General features: G+C 72.8%; 19 protein-coding genes. 15 read left to right on the top strand and 4 right to left on the bottom strand.

The window, feature by feature from the left end; genetic code table 11:
* Window positions 1–103: 103 nt before the first annotated feature.
* Window positions 104–1,441 carry a type I glutamate--ammonia ligase gene (locus tag ABT092_RS16525; RefSeq protein WP_351244333.1) on the top strand — a complete coding sequence of 446 codons (1,338 nt, stop codon included), beginning with the start codon at window positions 104–106 and terminating at the stop codon, window positions 1,439–1,441.
* Complete coding sequence (locus tag ABT092_RS16520; RefSeq protein ID WP_351244331.1) at window positions 1,441–2,544, top strand: amidohydrolase family protein; 1,104 nt, start codon at window positions 1,441–1,443, stop codon at window positions 2,542–2,544. The genes ABT092_RS16525 and ABT092_RS16520 overlap by 1 nt, the downstream gene beginning before the upstream one ends.
* 78 nt (window positions 2,545–2,622) lie before the next feature.
* On the opposite strand, the gene ABT092_RS16515 is transcribed toward ABT092_RS16520, so the two are convergent.
* The 3 genes from ABT092_RS16515 to ABT092_RS16505 form a co-directional block, all read right to left on the bottom strand.
* Complete coding sequence (locus ABT092_RS16515) at window positions 2,623–3,621, bottom strand: COX15/CtaA family protein (protein ID WP_351244329.1); 999 nt, start codon at window positions 3,619–3,621, stop codon at window positions 2,623–2,625.
* Between the two features lie 65 nt (window positions 3,622–3,686).
* Window positions 3,687–4,493 carry an ABC transporter permease gene (locus ABT092_RS16510; protein ID WP_351244327.1) on the bottom strand — a complete coding sequence of 269 codons (807 nt, stop codon included), beginning with the start codon at window positions 4,491–4,493 and terminating at the stop codon, window positions 3,687–3,689.
* Window positions 4,490–5,422, bottom strand: a complete 933-nt coding sequence (locus ABT092_RS16505; RefSeq protein WP_351244325.1) for an ABC transporter ATP-binding protein — start codon at window positions 5,420–5,422, stop codon at window positions 4,490–4,492. Before ABT092_RS16505 ends, ABT092_RS16510 begins: the two co-directional genes overlap by 4 nt.
* 193 nt (window positions 5,423–5,615) lie before the next feature.
* On the opposite strand from ABT092_RS16505, the gene ABT092_RS16500 reads away from it, so the two are divergent.
* From ABT092_RS16500 to ABT092_RS16440, 13 genes are all read left to right on the top strand, one after another.
* Window positions 5,616–6,461 (top strand): helix-turn-helix transcriptional regulator, encoded by an 846-nt coding sequence (locus tag ABT092_RS16500; protein ID WP_351244323.1) that lies wholly within the window; start codon window positions 5,616–5,618, stop codon window positions 6,459–6,461.
* On the top strand, window positions 6,458–7,879 hold the full coding sequence (gene sufB / locus ABT092_RS16495; protein ID WP_351244321.1) for a Fe-S cluster assembly protein SufB: 1,422 nt from the start codon (window positions 6,458–6,460) through the stop codon (window positions 7,877–7,879). The genes ABT092_RS16500 and sufB overlap by 4 nt, the downstream gene beginning before the upstream one ends.
* An 80-nt stretch (window positions 7,880–7,959) precedes the next feature.
* Window positions 7,960–9,144: a Fe-S cluster assembly protein SufD gene (sufD, locus tag ABT092_RS16490; protein ID WP_351244319.1), complete on the top strand. Its 1,185-nt coding sequence runs from the start codon at window positions 7,960–7,962 to the stop codon at window positions 9,142–9,144.
* Complete coding sequence (locus ABT092_RS16485) at window positions 9,141–9,458, top strand: non-heme iron oxygenase ferredoxin subunit (protein ID WP_351244317.1); 318 nt, start codon at window positions 9,141–9,143, stop codon at window positions 9,456–9,458. The genes sufD and ABT092_RS16485 overlap by 4 nt, the downstream gene beginning before the upstream one ends.
* A gap of 7 nt (window positions 9,459–9,465) precedes the next feature.
* The gene (gene sufC, locus ABT092_RS16480; protein WP_351244315.1) at window positions 9,466–10,230 is read left to right on the top strand and encodes a Fe-S cluster assembly ATPase SufC; all 765 of its coding nucleotides are present in this window, start codon (window positions 9,466–9,468) and stop codon (window positions 10,228–10,230) included.
* Window positions 10,227–11,495 (top strand): cysteine desulfurase, encoded by a 1,269-nt coding sequence (locus ABT092_RS16475; protein ID WP_351244313.1) that lies wholly within the window; start codon window positions 10,227–10,229, stop codon window positions 11,493–11,495. Before sufC ends, ABT092_RS16475 begins: the two co-directional genes overlap by 4 nt.
* 10 nt (window positions 11,496–11,505) lie before the next feature.
* Window positions 11,506–11,964, top strand: coding sequence for a Fe-S cluster assembly sulfur transfer protein SufU (gene sufU / locus ABT092_RS16470; protein ID WP_351244311.1), 459 nt, complete (start codon window positions 11,506–11,508; stop codon window positions 11,962–11,964).
* Complete coding sequence (locus tag ABT092_RS16465) at window positions 11,961–12,296, top strand: metal-sulfur cluster assembly factor (RefSeq protein WP_351244309.1); 336 nt, start codon at window positions 11,961–11,963, stop codon at window positions 12,294–12,296. Before sufU ends, ABT092_RS16465 begins: the two co-directional genes overlap by 4 nt.
* A gap of 128 nt (window positions 12,297–12,424) precedes the next feature.
* The gene (locus ABT092_RS16460; RefSeq protein ID WP_351244307.1) at window positions 12,425–12,745 is read left to right on the top strand and encodes a DMT family transporter; all 321 of its coding nucleotides are present in this window, start codon (window positions 12,425–12,427) and stop codon (window positions 12,743–12,745) included.
* A complete protein-coding gene (locus tag ABT092_RS16455) occupies window positions 12,745–13,284 on the top strand; it encodes a TetR/AcrR family transcriptional regulator (RefSeq protein ID WP_351244305.1) in 540 nt (179 codons plus the stop codon). The genes ABT092_RS16460 and ABT092_RS16455 overlap by 1 nt, the downstream gene beginning before the upstream one ends.
* Before the next feature lie 77 nt (window positions 13,285–13,361).
* Entirely contained in the window at window positions 13,362–14,351 is a 990-nt protein-coding gene (gene dapD, locus ABT092_RS16450; RefSeq protein WP_351244303.1) for a 2,3,4,5-tetrahydropyridine-2,6-dicarboxylate N-succinyltransferase, read from the top strand.
* A 181-nt stretch (window positions 14,352–14,532) separates the two neighbouring features.
* Window positions 14,533–15,153, top strand: a complete 621-nt coding sequence (locus ABT092_RS16445) for a SigE family RNA polymerase sigma factor (RefSeq protein WP_351244301.1) — start codon at window positions 14,533–14,535, stop codon at window positions 15,151–15,153.
* Entirely contained in the window at window positions 15,150–16,328 is a 1,179-nt protein-coding gene (locus ABT092_RS16440) for a hypothetical protein (protein WP_351244299.1), read from the top strand. The genes ABT092_RS16445 and ABT092_RS16440 overlap by 4 nt, the downstream gene beginning before the upstream one ends.
* 30 nt (window positions 16,329–16,358) lie before the next feature.
* On the opposite strand, the gene ABT092_RS16435 is transcribed toward ABT092_RS16440, so the two are convergent.
* Window positions 16,359–18,206, bottom strand: a complete 1,848-nt coding sequence (locus ABT092_RS16435) for a DUF8508 domain-containing protein (RefSeq protein ID WP_502968449.1) — start codon at window positions 18,204–18,206, stop codon at window positions 16,359–16,361.
* Window positions 18,207–18,275 lie beyond the last annotated feature (69 nt).

The following is an 18,275-nucleotide window of genomic DNA, read 5'->3' as shown; positions in this document are numbered from 1 at the left end:
CCCCCCGCGCGTCCGGCCCGTTATCCCAGGGAAGGTGTCGGACCACCGGGCGGACCGGATGCTCCGGGGAACCGGCACATCCGCCGAGACGAAGGAGCGGGTCATGGGTGCCAGGGACGGCAGCGACGGGCGGGACGCACGGGGGGAGTGGCGGATCAGAGCGGCCGAACTCGCCGACCGGGGCGTCCGGAACATCGCCCTGACCACGGTGGACAACGCCGGGATCTGCCGCGCCAAGACGTTCCCCCTGGCCCGGCTCGCCGAGGTCGCCGAACGGGGCGTGGGCCTGTCGCCCTGTTTCGACGTCTACACCTCGGCCGACCGGATGGTCAGCTCCCCCCACCTCGGCGGCCCCGACGGTGACCTGCGGCTCTTCCCCGACCCGGAGCGGATCGTCCCGCTGGCCGCCCAGCCCGGCTGGGCCTGGTCGCCGGCGGACCGCCACGAACAGGACGGCCGCCGCTACGCCGGCGACCAGCGCGACTTCGCCCGCCGGGCCGCAGCCCGGGCCGCCCGGCTCGGCCTGCGGTTCACCATGGGCTTCGAGACCGAATGGATCCTGCGCCGCCCGGACGGCAGCAGCCCCACCACCGGGCCCGCCTACGGCATGACCCGCATCGTGGAACTCGCCGACTACGGCCGGGACCTGCTCCAGGCCCTCGCCGAACAGGGCCTGCGGGTGCTCCAGTTCCACCCGGAGTACGCACCCGGGCAGTTCGAGGTGTCCACCGCACCCGCGGACGGGCCGGTCGCCGCCGCCGACGACCTCGTCCTGGTCCGCGAGACCGTCCGCGCGGTCAGCGCCCGGCACGGGCTGCGGGCCTCGTTCGCCCCGGCGTTCCATGCGGCGGAGGTCGGCAACGGCTGCCACCTCCACCTCGGTCTGCACCGCGAGGGCACCGACCTGCACCGCGACCCCACCGCCCGCCACGGGCTCGCCCCCCAGGCGGCGGCGTTCCTCGCGGGCGTACTGGACCGGCTGCCCGCACTGCTCGCCCTCGGCGCCCCCTCCCCGGCCAGCTACCTGCGGCTGCAACCGTCCCGCTGGGCCGGTGCCCACCGCTGCTGGGGCGTGGAGAACCGGGAGGCCGCGCTGCGCCTGGTGCCGGGGGAGGGCCACGCCGAACTCAAGTGCTTCGACGCCGCCGCCAACCCCTACCTCCTGGTGGGCGCCGTCATCACGGCCGGACTCGCGGGCATCGCCGAGGGCGCCGAACTGCCCGACCCGGTCACCGGGGACCCCGTCGCCCGCCCGGACGTGCCACGGCTGCCCACCTCGCTCGACGAGACCGTCGAGCACTTCGCCGCCGCCGGGGAACTGCGCGAGGCCATGGGGGAGGTGCTGTACGGGGCGGTGCTCGCGGTGCGGCGGGCCGAGGCGGAGGACTTCGCGGGCAGCGAGCCCGAACGCATCGCCGCCGAGACCCGTTGGCGGTACTGATGTTCGACCTGCCGCCCCTGGTGGACCACCACTGCCACGGCGTCCTCCGCGAGGACCCGGGCGCCGAGGGGTTCGCCTCGTACCTCACCGAGTCCCACGCCCCGGCCGCCCCCGGCACCAGCTTCTTCGACAGCCAGGTCGGCTTCGCCGTCCGCCGCTGGTGCCCGCCGCTGTTGGGCCTCGACCCGCACACCTCCCCCAGCCGCTACCTGAACCGCCGCCGCGAGCTGGGCCCCGAGGAGGTCGCCCGCCGACTGCTGGGCGCCACCGGCATCGGCACCTTCCTGGTCGACACCGGACTCCCGGGCGAACTCACCACGCCCGGCGAGCTCTCCCGCGCCGCGGGCAGCCGGGCACTGGAGGTCGTCCGCCTCGAAGCCCTCGCCGAGCGGGTGGCCGACACCGCCGCGGACGCCGCCTCGTTCCTCGACGCCCTCGACGCGGCGGTGCGCGGCGCGGCCCCGCACGCCGTCGCCTTCAAATCCGTCGCCGCCTACCGGCACGGTCTGGCCCTCGCCCCCGAACCGCCCGCCCCGGACGAGGTGCGGGCGGCGGCCGCCGCCTGGCTCGCCGGGCGGAGCCCCGGGGAACGCCTCACCCATCCGGTGCTCCTGCGCCACCTGCTGTGGAGCGCGGTCGGCACCGAACTGCCGCTCCAACTGCACACCGGCTTCGGCGACCCCGACCTCCGGCTCGACCGGGCCGACCCGCTGCTGCTCACCGACTTCGTCCGGGCGACCGCCGGCCGCGGCTGCGACCTGGTGCTGCTGCACGGCTACCCCTTCCACCGGGGCGCCGGCTACCTGGCCGCGGTGTACCCGCACGTCTACGCGGACATGGGGCTGACCCTCGGTCACACCGGGGCCCGGGCCCGGGCCGTCCTCGCGGAGATGCTGGAGCTGACCCCCTTCGGCAAGCTGCTGTTCTCCACCGACGGGTACGGGCTGCCCGAGCTGTACGTGGTGGGGGCGCGGCTGTTCCGCACCGCCGTGGAGCACGTGTTGGGGGAGTGGGTGCGCGACGGCTCCTGGGCCTACCCGGACGCCCGCCGGGTGGCGTTGATGCTCGCCTCGGGCAACGCCCGCCGGGTCTACGGACTCTGACCCGGCGGCCCCGGTGGGGCGGACGGACGACGGTGGGGCCCCCGGTGGCCCCACCGCGGATCCGGCCGGGGGACGGGCTCAGACCGACGACAGCGCCGGGTCGGTCTGGGCGGGCAGCCGCGCCGGTTCCGGCGCGCGCTCCCGGAGCGCCAGCAGCACCCGCAGGGTCGCGATCCACACCAGGCACGAGCCGAACATGTGCAGACCGACCAGCACCTCCGGCAGGTCGGTGAAGTACTGGACGTAGCCGATGACGCCCTGGGCGAGCAGCACCAGGAACAGGTCCCGGGTCCGGTCCAGCGGCCCCCGGGGCGCGTCCACCGCCTTGAGCACGAACCACAGGGCGAAGGTCAGCGACACCACGATCCAGGCGAGCACCGCGTGCACCTTGCTGACGGTCTCCCAGCCGACGAAGGTCATCCGCGGCACGTCGCTGGAGTCGCCGGCGTGCGGACCCGCACCGGTCACCACCGTGCCGACCGCGATCAGCAGCACCGTGACCACCACCATCACCCAGACCAACTGCTGGACGGCCCTGCCGACCAGCGGCCGGGGCGGTGCGTCGCCCTCGCGGGAGCGCTGCCACATCACCGTGGCCACCCCGATCAGCGCGGTCGACAGCAGGAAGTGCGCGGCCACCGTGTACGGGTTGAGGCCGACGAGGACGACGATGCCGCCCAGCACCGCATTGCCCATGACCAGCCAGAACTGCGCCCAGCCGAGCCGGGTCAGCGAGCGCCGCCAGGGCTTCTGCGAGCGGGCGGCGACGATCGCCCAGCCGACCGCCGCGCAGAGCACGTAGGTCAGCAGGCGGTTGCCGAACTCGATGACCCCGTGCAGCCCCATCTCGCGGGTCGCGGTCAGCGAGTCGTCGGTGCACTTCGGCCAGGTGGGGCAGCCCAGGCCGGAGCCCGTGAGCCGGACGGCGCCACCGGTGACGACGATGACGACCATCATCACGAGGGCGGCCAGCGCGGCCCGCCGGACGATGTGGGGGGCGGGGGACCAGCGCGCGGCGATGTAGGCCAGCGGATTGCGGGCAGCCCCGGCGCTGTCGGGTCGGGTCCTGTTTGGCACATGCACATGGTAGGCGGCCGCTTGTGCACGGCTTCACGAGGGGCAGGCGTCGGCCGGGCGGCCGGTCACTCCCAGCGGAAGAACCGGCCGGCGGCGGCGAGCGAGACGACGGCCCAGCCGGTGAGGACGCCCAGGTGGTCCCAGGGCAGCGCGGCACCGTCCCGCAGCACCTCCCGCAGGCCCTCGGCGAGCGCGGCGATGGGCAACCACTCCAGCGCGGCCTGCGCGGCCGACGGGAAGGTGTCCAGCGGCACCACCACGCCACCGCCCACCAGCAACAGCAGGAACACCAGGTTCGCCGCGGCGAGCGTCGCCTCGGCCTTCAGCGTCCCCGCCATCAGCAGCCCGAGCCCGGAGAAGGCGGCGGTGCCGAGCACCAACAGCAGCAGCACGGTCAGCGGGTTGCCCTGCGGCGACCAACCCAGACCGAGAGCGATCACGGTGAGCAGCGCCACCTGGAGCACCTCGACCACCAGCACGGAGAGCGACTTCGCGGTCATCAGCCCCCAGCGCGGCAGCGGGGAGACCGCGAGCCGCTTGAGCACCCCGTAGCGGCGCTCGAAGCCGGTGGCGATGGCCTGCCCGGTGAACGCCGTGGACATCACGGCGAGCGCCAGCACCCCGGGGGCGAGGAAGTCCACCGCCGGCCCCTCTCCGGTGTCCACCACGTCCACCGAGCTGAACAGGGCCAGCAGCAGTGCCGGGATGATCACCGTCAGCAGCAGCTGTTCGCCGTTGCGCAGCAGCATCCGGGTCTCCAGGGCGGCCTGCGCGGCGATCATCCGCGGCAGCGGGGCCGCCCCGGGGCGGGGCGCGAAGGTGCCGCCGCCCGTGCGCGGGCGCTCGGCGACGGGGTCGACCTCGGCGGTCATGGGCGCAGCTCCCTACCGGTCAGCTCCAGGAAGACGTCCTCCAGGGTGTGCCGCTCCACCGCGATCCGGTCCGGCATCACCCCGTGCTGCGCGCACCAGGAGGTGACGGTGGCGAGCAGTTGCGGGTCGATGGTCCCCGTCACCCGGTACCCGCCGGGGGTGGGCTCGTCGGCCGCGGAGCCCGGGGGGAGGGCCTTGAGCAGGGACTCCAGGTCCAGCCCGGCGCGTCCGCCGAAGCGCAGGGTGTTCTCGGCGCCGCCCCGGCACAGCTGCTCGGGGGAGCCCTGGGCGATGACCCTGCCGGCGTCGATGATCGCGACGTCGTCGGCGAGCTGTTCGGCCTCGTCCATGTGGTGCGTGGTGAGGACGACGCTCACGCCGTCCCCGCGCAGCTCGCGGACCAGGTCCCAGGTGGCGCGGCGGGCCTGCGGGTCCAGTCCGGCGGTGGGCTCGTCCAGGAAGACCAGCTCGGGGCGGCCGACGACGGCCATGGCGAGCGCCAGGCGCTGCTGCTGTCCGCCGGACAGCCGCCGGTAGGCGGTGCGTCCGCAGCCGCCGAGGCCCAGGCGCTCGATCAGCGCGGGGACGTCGAGCGGATGGGCGTGCAGCCGGGCGACGTGGCGCAGCATCTCCTCGGCGCGGGCCCCGGAGTAGACGCCGCCGGACTGGAGCATCACCCCGATCCGGGTCCGCAGCGCCGCGGCCTCGCGTTGCGGGTCCAGCCCGAGGACCCGGACGGTGCCGGCGTCGGGGGCGCGGTAGCCCTCGCACACCTCGATGGTGGAGGTCTTGCCCGCGCCGTTGGGCCCGAGCACGGCGGTGACGCCCGCCCCGGCGACCAGGTCGAGGCCGTCGACGGCGGTCTTGGGGGGTCTGGTTCCGTACCGCTTCACCAGGCCGTGGACCTGGAGGACGGGCTCGCTTCGCATGAGGCGCAAGTCTAGGGAGGCGCGCGGGGCGCCGGGGCCGGGGGGTCGGTCGCGGTGACCGGCGCACGACCGGCGGAGCCGTGCGCCCCATAGCAGACGGGCGGCGGTTAGGTAAGCCTTAGTGACGGATGCCACCGACCCGGCTGACCTCGGCTGCTTGTCCGTCTTCGGGGAATTACGCAACAATGGCGTTGTGAAAAACGTCGGCGAGGCCCGGACTGCCCCCCAGGGGGCGTCCCAGGAGGACCCCGCGACCGGTGAGCGCTCCACGCGCAACCGCGTCGCGCGCTCGATCCTGGACCACGGTCCGTCGACGGTGGCCGCCCTCGCGGGCCGGCTCGGCCTCACCCAGGCCGCCGTCCGTCGCCATCTGGACGCGCTCCTCGGCGACGGTGTCGTCGAGGCGCGCGAGCAGCGAGTGTACGGGGCCCGTACCCGTGGTCGACCTGCCAAGGTGTTCGCCCTGACCGACTGCGGTCGGGACGCCTTCGACCAGTCGTACGACAAGCTCGCCACCGATGCGTTGCGCTGGATCGCGCGCACCGCGGGCGGCGGGGCCGTCGGCGAGGCCGCCGTCGCCGCCTTCGCGCGGGACCGGATCGCCAACCTCGCCGAGGCGTACCGCGCCGCGGTCGAGGCCGCACCGCCCGAGAAGCGCACCGAGGCCCTGGCGAGGGCCCTCACCGAGGACGGGTACGCTGCTACGGCGCGCAGCGCGCCCGGCCGTCAGCGCGGCGAGCAGTTGTGTCAGCACCACTGCCCGGTCGTCCACGTGGCGGAGCAGTACCCACAGCTGTGCGAGGCCGAGACGGAGGTCTTCTCCCGTCTCCTCGGGACCCATGTCCAGCGGCTGGCGACCATCGCCCACGGCGACGGCGTCTGCACCACGTACATCCCCCACGCGCCGGACGCGTCGGGCGCCCCCGCGGCGCCCGGCCCGACCGGGCCGAGGGAGCCGCCGGAGCGGACGGCCCCCCGCACACCACCCCGAACAGAGCGTCACCCATCAGCAAGCACGGCCGGGAGGAACCCCGCATGACTCTCCCCACGGAGACTGCCCACCCCGAACTTGAGGGGCTGGGCACGTACGAATACGGCTGGGCGGACTCCGACGCAGCCGGGGCCGCCGCCAAGCGCGGCCTCAGCGAGGACGTCGTCCGGGACATCTCGGCCAAGAAGGACGAGCCGGAGTGGATGACCAAGCTCCGCCTCAAGGGCCTGCGCCTGTTCGAGAAGAAGCCCATGCCGAACTGGGGCTCCGACCTCTCCGGCATCGACTTCGACAACATCAAGTACTTCGTGCGCTCCACGGAGAAGCAGGCGGAGTCCTGGGAGGACCTGCCCGAGGACATCAAGAACACCTACGACAGGCTCGGCATCCCCGAGGCGGAGAAGCAGCGGCTGGTCGCCGGTGTCGCCGCGCAGTACGAGTCCGAGGTCGTCTACCACCAGATCCGCGAGGACCTGGAGGAGCAGGGCGTCATCTTCCTGGACACCGACACCGCGCTCAAGGAGCACCCGGAGCTCTTCAAGGAGTACTTCGGCACCGTCATCCCGGTCGGCGACAACAAGTTCGCCTCGCTCAACACGGCCGTGTGGTCCGGCGGGTCCTTCATCTACGTCCCCAAGGGCGTGCACGTGGAGATCCCGCTCCAGGCGTACTTCCGCATCAACACCGAGAACATGGGCCAGTTCGAGCGGACGCTGATCATCGTCGACGAGGACGCCTACGTCCACTACGTCGAGGGCTGTACCGCGCCGATCTACAAGTCCGACTCGCTGCACTCCGCGGTGGTCGAGATCATCGTGAAGAAGGGCGCCCGCTGCCGTTACACGACCATCCAGAACTGGTCGAACAACGTCTACAACCTGGTCACCAAGCGCGCCGTGGCCTACGAGGGCGCGACCATGGAGTGGGTCGACGGCAACATCGGCTCCAAGGTCACCATGAAGTACCCGGCCGTGTACCTGATGGGCGAGCACGCCAAGGGCGAGACCCTGTCCATCGCCTTCGCGGGCGAGGGCCAGCACCAGGACGCGGGCGCCAAGATGGTCCACATGGCCCCCAACACCTCCTCGAACATCGTCTCCAAGTCGGTGGCCCGGGGCGGCGGACGCACCTCCTACCGCGGCCTCATCGAGATCGGCGAGGGCGCGCCGGGCGCCAAGTCCAACGTGCTCTGCGACGCGCTGCTGGTGGACACCATCTCCCGCTCGGACACCTACCCCTACGTCGACGTCCGCGAGGACGACGTGTCGATGGGGCACGAGGCGACCGTCTCCAAGGTCTCCGAGGACCAGCTCTTCTACCTGATGAGCCGCGGCCTCACCGAGTTCGAGGCGATGGCGATGATCGTGCGCGGCTTCGTCGAGCCGATCGCCAAGGAGCTGCCCATGGAGTACGCCCTTGAGCTGAACCGGCTGATCGAGCTCCAGATGGAGGGCGCGGTCGGCTGACCGGCCGCCCGCCCGCACGGGGCCCGCGCCGGGCCACCACCGCGTCACGTCTTCACCAGAAAGCGAGCACCAAGACAGCCATGGCTGAGGCCCAGAACACCCCGGTGGGGTCCACCACCGCCGGCGCCATCGCCGTGGCGGCGGAGTCGACCGTCGCCACCCGCATGAGCGCCCCGCCGTCCTTCGACGTGGCGGACTTCCCCGTGCCGCACGGCCGGGAGGAGGAGTGGCGGTTCACCCCGCTGGACCGGCTGCGCGGGCTGCACGACGGCACCGCCGTCGCCACCGGTTCCGGCGTCAAGGTCGCGATCAACGCCCCCGCGGGCGTCACCGTCGAGACCGTGGGCCGGGACGACGCCCGCCTCGGCCGCGCCGGGACGCCCGTGGACCGGGTCGCCGCCCAGGCGTACACCGGCTTCGAGACGGCGACCGTGGTGACCGTCGCCCGGGAGAGCGTCCTTGCCGAGCCGATCCGGATCACGGTGCACGGCGAGGGCGGCACCTCCTACGGGCACCAGGTCGTGGAGCTCGGCGCCTTCGCCGAGGCCGTGGTGGTCGTCGACCACACCGGTGACGCGGTGCTCGCCGCCAACGTGGAGTACGTCCTCGGCGACGGCGCCAAGCTCACCGTGGTCTCGGTCCAGGACTGGGACGCCACGGCCGTCCACGTGGCCCAGCACAACGCGCTGCTCGGCCGGGACGCCTCCTTCAAGTCCGTGGTGGTCACCTTCGGCGGCGACCTGGTCCGCCTCCACCCCCGGGTCTCCTACACCGGCCCGGGCGGTGCGGCCGAACTCTTCGGGCTGTACTTCACCGACCGGGGGCAGCACCAGGAGCACCGCCTGCTGGTCGACCACAACACCCCGCACTGCACGTCCAACGTCGTCTACAAGGGCGCGCTCCAGGGACAGGACGCGCACGCGGTGTGGATCGGCGACGTCCTCATCCAGGCCGCCGCCGAGGGCACCGACACCTACGAGATGAACCGGAACCTCGTCCTCACCGACGGCGCCCGGGTCGACTCGGTGCCCAACCTGGAGATCGAGACCGGTGAGATCGTCGGCGCCGGACACGCCTCCGCCACCGGCCGCTTCGACGACGAACAGCTCTTCTACCTGATGGCCCGCGGCATCCCGCAGCACGAGGCCCGCCGCCTCGTGGTGCGCGGCTTCTTCGCCGAGCTGGTCCAGCAGATCGGGCTCCCCGACGTCGAGGAGCGGCTGATCGCCAAGATCGAGCAGGAGCTGGAGGCGTCCGTCGCATGACGTACGTACGTGCCTGCGGGCTGAGCGAGCTAGAGGACGACACCCCCATGCGGGTGGAGCTCGACGGCACGCCCGTCTCGGTCGTGCGCACCGAGGGCGAGGTGTTCGCCATCCACGACATCTGCTCGCACGCGAACGTCTCCCTCTCGGAGGGCGAGGTGGAGGACTGCCAGATCGAGTGCTGGCTGCACGGCTCCAGCTTCGACCTGCGCACCGGCAAGCCCTCCGGCCTTCCCGCGACGCGCCCCGTCCCCGTATACCCCGTCAAGATCGAAGGGGACGATGTGCTCGTCTCCCTCACCCAGGAGTCCTGAGACACCCATGGCAACGCTTGAAATCCGAGACCTGCACGTCACCGTCGAGGCCGACAACGCCACGAAGGAGATCCTCAAGGGCGTCGACCTCACCGTGAGGCAGGGCGAGACGCACGCCATCATGGGCCCCAACGGCTCCGGCAAGTCGACCCTCGCCTACTCGCTGGCGGGTCACCCCAAGTACCAGATCACCGGCGGCACCGTCACCCTCGACGGCGAGGACGTCCTGGAGATGTCCGTCGACGAGCGGGCCCGTGCCGGCCTCTTCCTCGCCATGCAGTACCCGGTCGAGGTCCCCGGCGTCTCCGTCTCCAACTTCCTGCGCACCTCCGCCACCGCCATCCGCGGTGAGGCCCCCAAGCTGCGGACCTGGGTCAAGGAGGTCAAGGAGGCCATGGAGCGCCTCAACATGGACCCCGCCTTCGCCGAGCGCAACGTCAACGAGGGCTTCTCCGGCGGCGAGAAGAAGCGCCACGAGATCCTCCAGCTCGAACTGCTCAAGCCGAAGGTCGCCATCCTCGACGAGACCGACTCCGGCCTCGACGTGGACGCGCTGCGCGTGGTCTCCGAGGGCGTCAACCGCGTCCGCGAGACCGGCGAGGTGGGCACCCTGCTGATCACCCACTACACCCGCATCCTCCGCTACATCAAGCCCGACCACGTCCACGTCTTCGCGAACGGGCGGATCGTCGAGTCCGGCGGTCCCGAGCTCGCCGACAAGCTGGAGAACGAGGGCTACGAGGCGTACGTGAAGGGAGGCGCGTCCGCGTGACGACGGCCCGACAGGGGCTCTCCGGTCTTCTCGACACCGAGGCGCTCCGCAAGGACTTCCCGATCCTGGACCGCGTGCTCCACGACGGGAAGAAGCTCGTGTACCTGGACAACGCGGCGACCTCGCAGACGCCGCGGCAGGTGCTCGACGTGATCGCCGAGTACTACGAGCAGCACAACGCCAACGTCCACCGCGGCGTCCACGTGCTCGCCGAGGAGGCCACCGCGCTGTACGAGGGCGCCCGCGACAAGGTCGCCGCCTTCATCAACGCACCCAGCCGCGACGAGGTGATCTTCACCAAGAACGCCTCGGAGTCGCTGAACCTGGTGGCCAACATGCTGGGCTGGGCCGACGAGCCCTACCGGGTGGACCAGCACACCGAGATCGTCATCACGGAGATGGAGCACCACTCCAACATCGTGCCCTGGCAGCTGCTCTCGCAGCGCACCGGCGCGAAGCTGAAGTGGTTCGGCCTCACCGACGACGGCCGCCTCGACCTGTCCAACCTCAACGAGGTCATCACCGAGAAGACGAAGATCGTCTCCTTCGTGCTGGTCTCCAACATCCTGGGCACCGTCAACCCGGTCGAGGCCATCGTGCGCCGCGCCCAGGAGGTCGGGGCGCTCGTCCTGATCGACGCCTCCCAGGCGGCTCCGCACATGCCGATGGACGTCCAGGCGCTCCAGGCCGACTTCGTGGCCTTCACCGGACACAAGATGTGCGGTCCCACCGGGATCGGGGTGCTGTGGGGACGCCAGGAGCTCCTGGAGGACCTGCCCCCGTTCCTCGGCGGCGGCGAGATGATCGAGACGGTGTCCATGCACTCCTCGACCTACGCCCCCGCCCCGCACAAGTTCGAGGCGGGCACCCCGCCGATCGCCCAGGCCGTGGCGCTGGGCGCGGCGGTGGACTACCTGAGCGGCATCGGCATGGAGCGGATCGCGCAGCACGAGCACGCGCTGACCGAGTACGCCGTCCGACGCCTCCAGGAAGTGCCCGACCTGCGGATCATCGGCCCCACCACGGCCGAGGACCGCGGCGCCGCGATCTCCTTCACCCTCGGGGACATCCACCCGCACGACGTCGGCCAGGTGCTCGACGAACAGGGCATCGCGGTCCGGGTCGGCCACCACTGCGCACGGCCGGTCTGCCTGCGGTACGGAATTCCCGCGACCACCAGGGCGTCGTTCTACCTGTACTCCACTCCCGCCGAGATCGACGCACTGGTCGACGGCTTGGAGCACGTACGGAACTTCTTCGGCTAGGGGTCACACGGTGAAGCTCGATTCGATGTACCAGGACGTCATCCTCGACCACTACAAGCACCCGCACGGGCGTGGTCTGCGGGACGGCGACGCGGAGGTGCACCACACCAACCCGACGTGCGGCGACGAGATCACGCTCCGGGTCAAGTACGACGGGCAGCGGATCGCCGACATCTCCTACGAGGGCCAGGGCTGCTCCATCAGCCAGGCCAGCGCGTCGGTGCTCAACGACCTGCTGGTGGGGAAGGAACTCGCCGAGGCCCAAGAGATCCAGGGCGTGTTCCTCGAACTGATGCAGTCCAAGGGCCGGGTGGAACCGGACGACGAGATGGAGGAGCTCCTGGAGGACGCGGTCGCGTTCGCCGGGGTCTCCAAGTACCCGGCACGGGTGAAGTGCGCCCTGCTGAGCTGGATGGCCTGGAAGGACGCGACGGCGCAGGCCCTCGCGGAGGAGGCGAAGACCGCATGACGGACAACGACACCCTGATGAAGCCGGCCTCGGAGGAGGAGGTCCGCGAGGCGCTGCTGGACGTGGTCGACCCCGAGCTGGGCATCGACGTGGTCAACCTGGGGCTGATCTACGGCGTCCACGTGGACGAGGCGAACATCGCCACGGTCGACATGACCCTCACCTCGGCGGCCTGCCCGCTCACCGACGTCATCGAGGACCAGGCGAAGTCGGCCACCGAGGGCCTGGTCAGCGAGCTGCGCATCAACTGGGTGTGGATGCCGCCGTGGGGCCCCGACAAGATCACGGACGATGGCCGTGAGCAGTTGAGGGCGCTGGGCTTCAACGTCTGAGCCCGAGCCGCTCCGTACGCCCGGCCCGAGGGGCGCCACCGCGATCCGGTGGCGCCCCTCGGGCGTGTCCGGACCCGGGTGCGGGCCGTTGCGTACGGGCGTACGCAACGATGTGTACGATCGTACGCATGGGATTCGTCTTCCTCGCCGGCGCCATCGCCTTCGAAGTCCTCGCCACCACCTCGATGAAGTACAGCGAGGGCTTCACCAGGCTGTGGCCCTCCGTGCTCACCGCCGGCGGCTACCTCGTCGCCTTCGCCCTGCTGGCGCAGTGCCTCAAGACCATGTCCGTCAGCACCGCCTACGCCGTGTGGTCCGGCGTCGGCACCGCCGCGATCGCCGCCATCGGCATGGCCTTCCTCGGCGAGACGCTGACCGCCGCGAAGATCGGCGGCATCGCCCTCGTCATCGCCGGCGTCGTGCTGCTGAACCTCGGCGGGGCCCACTGATGGCCCGCCGCCACGACCCCGGCCGGCGGCAACGGATCGTCGACGCCGCGATCCGCGTCATCGGCGCCCGGGGCGTCGAGGGGCTCAGCCACCGCACCGTGGCCGCCGAGGCGGACGTCCCCCTCGGCTCCACCACGTACCACTTCGCCACCCTGGACGAGCTGTTGGTGGCGGCGCTGCGCCAGGTCAACCGGTCCACCGCGGACCTCTTCGACCAGGCGCTCTCCGCCACCGGCTCCGAGGACGAACTCGCCGCCGGCATCGCCGCCCTGATGGGACGGTGGCTGCACCGGGAGCGGACCGGCGTCGAGCGGGAGTACGAGCTGTACCTGGCCGCCCTGCGCAAACCCGGGCTGCGGCCGGTGGCCGCCGAGTGGACCGAGCACGTCACCGGGCGGCTCGCCGAACGGACCGACCCGGACACCGCGCGGGCCGTGAGCGCCCTGGTGGACGGCCTCTTCCTGCAGGTCCTGCTGACCGAGGTCCCCTACGACGAGGCGTACGCCCGGGAGATGCTCCGCCGCCTCCTGCGCGGCTGACGCGAATCCGCCGCCGTACCGGGCGCTGGCCGGGCACCGGTTCGCCTCACCGCCGCCCCGCCCGTTAGGTTTCCCCCATGACCGACACGACTGCTGCACGCACCACCGGCGCCGCCGCCGCCGGGCTCGCCACCGTCACCCCCGACGGGACCGTCCTCGACACCTGGTTCCCCGCCCCCGAGCTCACCTCCGAGCCCGGCCCGGCCGGCACCGAACGCCTGAGCGCCGAGCGTGCGGTGGAACTCCTCGGCGAGGGCGCCGCGCGCGCCCTCGGCGCCGACGCCCGGCGCGGCGTCGAGGTCATCGCGGTCCGCACGGTCATCGCCTCCCTGGAGGACAAGCCGCTCGACGCCCACGACGCCTACCTCCGTCTGCACCTGCTCTCGCACCGGCTGGTCACCCCGCACGGCCAGAACCTCGACGGCGTGTTCGGACTGCTCGCCAACGTCGCCTGGACCTCGCTCGGCCCGGTCGCCGTGGACACCATCGAAACGGTGCGGCTCAACGCCCGCGCCGAGGGCCTGCACCTCCAGGTGACCTCGATCGACAAGTTCCCCCGCATGACGGACTACGTGGTCCCGACCGGTGTGCGGATCGCCGACGCGGACCGGGTCCGCCTCGGCGCCCACCTCTCGGCCGGCACCACCGTGATGCACGAGGGCTTCGTCAACTTCAACGCCGGCACGCTCGGCACCTCCATGGTCGAGGGCCGCATCTCGGCGGGCGTCGTCGTGGGCGACGGCTCCGACATCGGCGGCGGCGCCTCCACCATGGGCACCCTCTCCGGCGGCGGCAACGTCATCATCTCCATCGGCGAGCGCTGCCTCGTCGGCGCCGAGGCCGGCGTCGGCATCGCCCTGGGCGACGAATGCGTCGTGGAGGCCGGCCTGTACGTCACCGCCGGCACCCGGATCACCCTCCCCGACGGGCAGGTCGTCAAGGCCCGCGAACTCTCCGGCGCCTCGAACATCCTCTTCCGCCGCAACTCGGTGACCGGTGCCGTCGAGGCCCGACCCAACAACGCCGTCTGGGGCGGACTCAACGAGGTCCTGCACAGCCACAACTGACACGCACACCACACGGGCGGTCCGTGCGGAGGGGGGTCCCCCGTCCGCACGGACCGCCCGGTCGTTCCCGGGTGCCGCCCGTCCCCCGGGGACGACGGGGCATAGCCACCCGCCCGTCCACCCGTCCTCGACAAGGGGACGGCACCGCCCGGCGTCGTCCCGTCCACAGGGGAAGGCGGAGATGGACGCTGCAACAGAAGAGGCGTTCCGTACGTTCGTTGGGCACCGGTCCGCGGCGTTGTTGAGGACCGCGGTCCTCCTCAGCGGAGGCGACCGGCACGCCGCCGAGGACCTCCTCCAGAGCGCGCTGCTCAGGGCGGTGGGCCGCTGGCACCGCATCGAGGACCACGAGGCGTACGTGCGCCGCACCCTGTACCGCCAACAGGTCAACCGATGGCGTCTGAAGTGGCCCCGCCGGGAGACCGTGGTCCCCGAACTGCCGGACGGCGCCCCCGGGACCGAGGACGCCCACGCCACCGCGGAACTCCGGATCGTCCTGCTCAAGGCCCTCGGCCGGCTCACCCCCCGGCAACGCAGCGTGCTGGTGCTGCGGTACATCGAGGACCGGCCGGAGGCCGAGGTCGCCCGGTTGCTCGACTGCACGGTCGGCACCGTGCGGTCCACCGCGCACCGCTCGTTGGCCCGGCTGCGCGCGCTCGCCCCCGACCTGGCCGTCCTGTCCGGGGCCGGGGACCCCCCGGACGACCCGTCGCCGGCAACCGTCCGTCCCGTCCGACCGGGGACCCGTCGCGGGTCGACCGCGCCCCCCGCCGGCACCGCACCCGTGGAGGCAAGGCCGTGACCTTCGAAGACCTGCTCAAGAACGCGTTGCGGGACGACCCGGCCCACCGGCCCGCGCCCGCCGACCTGGCCGACCGGGTGCTCGCGGCCCGTCGTCGGCGCGCCCGGGTCCGGACCGCTGCGGCCACCGCCGTCGTCGCGGCCGTCGCCGGACTCGGCCTCACCGCGACCCAGGGGCTGCCCGGCGACCCGTGGGGCGCCCGGCCGGCGTCCGCGCGCGGCGAGTCGGCGCTGCTGGCCCGCCCCGACCAGTCCCCGCCCCGCGAACCGGTCGCGGTCGGTGGCCTGGCGCTCGCCGCCCACTACACCGTCACCACCCGCACCGACGGCGGAGGCCGGATCGTCGAGGACCGTGCCTACCGGCTCCTCGACCGTGCCAGCGGCACCTACCGCGCGGTCGACTGGTCGTACGTCGACGTCGCCCCGGGGCTGCGCACCGCGGCGGTCCTCGCGGACGGGTTGCCGACCCGCCGGATCGGCCTGGTCGACCTGGGCTCGGGTGAGGTGACCCGTTGGCTCACCGTGCGCCATCCGGTCGCCGCGGTCGCCTTCTCGCCGGACGGACGACGACTGGTGGCGACCCGCTACGCCCGCGACCCCGCGGTGCTGCGCACCGCCGGGGGGCCCGCGGACCTCAGCCGGACCGGGTTCGGCGTCATCGACGTCGACTCCGGCACCCAACGGTGGCACACCGCGGAGCCGACCGTGGACGAGGTCGCCGCCGGTGCCGGTGGTGACCAGGTGCGCGCGGACTTCGACTGGAGCCGGGACGGACTCCGCGTCCACGTGCCCCGCACCGACCTCGGCTACGCCCGCCACGACCCCTCGAACGGACTGCCGCCCGCCGAAGTGGGAGCCCGTCACCTCGACGGCACCCCCGCACGGTCGCGGACGCTCACCGAGGTGCATCCCCTCGACACCGGCGACCCGGTCCCGGCCGGGCCCGGGACGGCACCCCCGGTGGGCGGCGGGCAGCGGCCCGAGGACCGGCCCCTGGCCTGGCCGGCCCGCGGACAGGTGATCACCTGGAGCTGCGCCCCGAAGTCCTGTGCGGACCCCGGGGCCACCGGGCGGCTGGTGCTGGTGGACGTGGCCCGCGGCACCGCCGCCCCGCTGAGCGGCACCGGTCCGCGGCGGGGCGAGGGGCGGTGGGAGCCGGTCTTCGCCCCGCGCTGACCGGCCCCGACGGGTGCGCCGCGACCCCGGTCAGCGGCGCACCCGCAGCACCTGCGGGTCGTGGTCGCTGTTCTGGTCGGCGAACTCGGCGTTGATGTGCACGGTGTCGTAGGAGAAGCCGCCCCGGCGCACCGAAGGGCTCACCAGGATCTGGTCCAGGACCTGGCTGTTGCCCTGGTACGCGTACGAGTAGCGGTCCCCGGCCGGCAGTGACCTGACCGCCGACCACAGGGCGCCGCCGTCCTCCAACAGCTCCGTGGTCCGGGAGAACGCGAAGTCGTTGATGTCGCCGAGGGCGATCACCTCCGCGGCGGGCTGGACCTTCAGGATCTCCTTGACGAAGGCGTTCAGCTCCGTGGCCTGCCGGTGCCGCTGGTTCTCCGAGGAGCGCGCCGGCGGCTGGAACTGCGAGGTCAGCGCCTGGTCGCCGCCCTTGGAGGCGAAGTGGTTGGCGATCACGAACACGGTGCGCCCCCGGAAGACGAACTCCCCGGCGAGCGGCTTGCGGCTGTTCGTCCAGGCGTCGGAGGCGGGGGCCACCCGCCCGGGGGAGTGGGTCAGTGCGGCCTTGCCGGCGCGGCGGACCACCCCGGTGGCGGTGGTGGCGTCGCCGCCGGGCCGGTCGGTGAAGGACACCCGCTGCGGGTTGAAGAGGAAGACCTGGCGGATGTTGCCGCCGGGCTCGCCCCCGTCCCGGCCGTCCGCCGGGTCGACGGACCGCCAGGCGTAACGCGGGCCGCCGCGGGCGGCGATCGCCTCGGTGAACCGGGCGAGCGTCACCCCGGCGGAGACCGTGCCGTCGTCGGTGCGCCCGTTGTCGTCCTGGACCTCCTCCAGGGCCAGGACGTCGGGGGAGGCGAGGTTGGTCACCACGGCCTCGGCGAGGGAGTCGAACTTCTCCTGCGGGTCGCCCGGGTCGAGGTTCTCGACGTTGTAGGTGGCCACCGCCAGTTCGCGCCGGTGCTGCGGGCGGGTGCGCTCCCGCTCCAGCCCGCGGTCCACGACCGTGACCGGGGTCCGGGCGGTCAGCGTGTAGCCGCCGAACTGGTTGAAGTCGAGGGGGCCCTCCGCGCCGCCCTTCAGCAGGTCGCCGACGTTCGCCGCGGGGAAGGGCCGCTCGGCGACCGGGGCCAGGGACTGGACCTTGAGGCGTCCGGCGTTCTGGTCCCGGTAGGAGCCGTAGACGGTGCCGCCGCGCCGGTTGGCGTTCTCGCCGGGCTTCACCGTCACCCACAGTTCGTTGAACGCGGTGGCCCCGACCACGCGGGAGCTGCCGATGCGGACGTTCATGCCCTCCAGGGACTCGTAGCGGTCCAGGGCGTGGGCGGTGGGCCGCAGGGGCAGCCCGTTGATCGAACCCCCGGCGGTCGGGTCGCCGGCGGGGGCGTAGGAGTCCGGGACGGAACGGCCGTCGAGGGTGACCGGCGCGGGCAGCGGGTTGCCGCTGGACACCACGGTCACGGTGGGGCGGCTGAGCTGGGTGAGCGACTGGTTCCCGCCGGCCGTGCCGCCGGGGACGAACTCGGTGACGGTGCCCGAGACCCGCACCTCGTCCCCGGGGGCGACCGCGGGGGCCGTTCCGGTGAAGACGAACAGGCCCTCGCTGGTCGCCGGGGACCGGTCCGGGGCGGTGCTCTGGAACCAGAAGCCCTTGGACGAGCCGTAGCCGCGGACCCCGGTGACGGTGCCGGGGACCTCGGTGACCTGGGCGCCGACGAGCGGGGAGAGGCGGGTGGTGCCCTGGATGTCGTGGATGGCGACCCGGTCCGTCGTGGGGGTCGCCGCCCGGGCCGGGACGGTCAGCACCGTGGACGCCACCGTGGAACACACGGCGGCGACGGTGAGCGCGGCGAGGCGGGTCGAGGTGCTGCTCGGCAAGGGGGTCCCTCCGAAGGGTGAAGCGGACGGTGCGGGGGACGGCGGTCGCCGGAGCCGGGACGAGCGGAC

Source organism: Streptomyces sp. NPDC002490, assembly GCF_040296045.1.
Lineage (GTDB): Bacteria > Actinomycetota > Actinomycetes > Streptomycetales > Streptomycetaceae > Streptomyces.
Note: the sequence above shows the minus strand (reverse complement) of the source record. Positions and strands in the feature narration are given on the sequence as shown.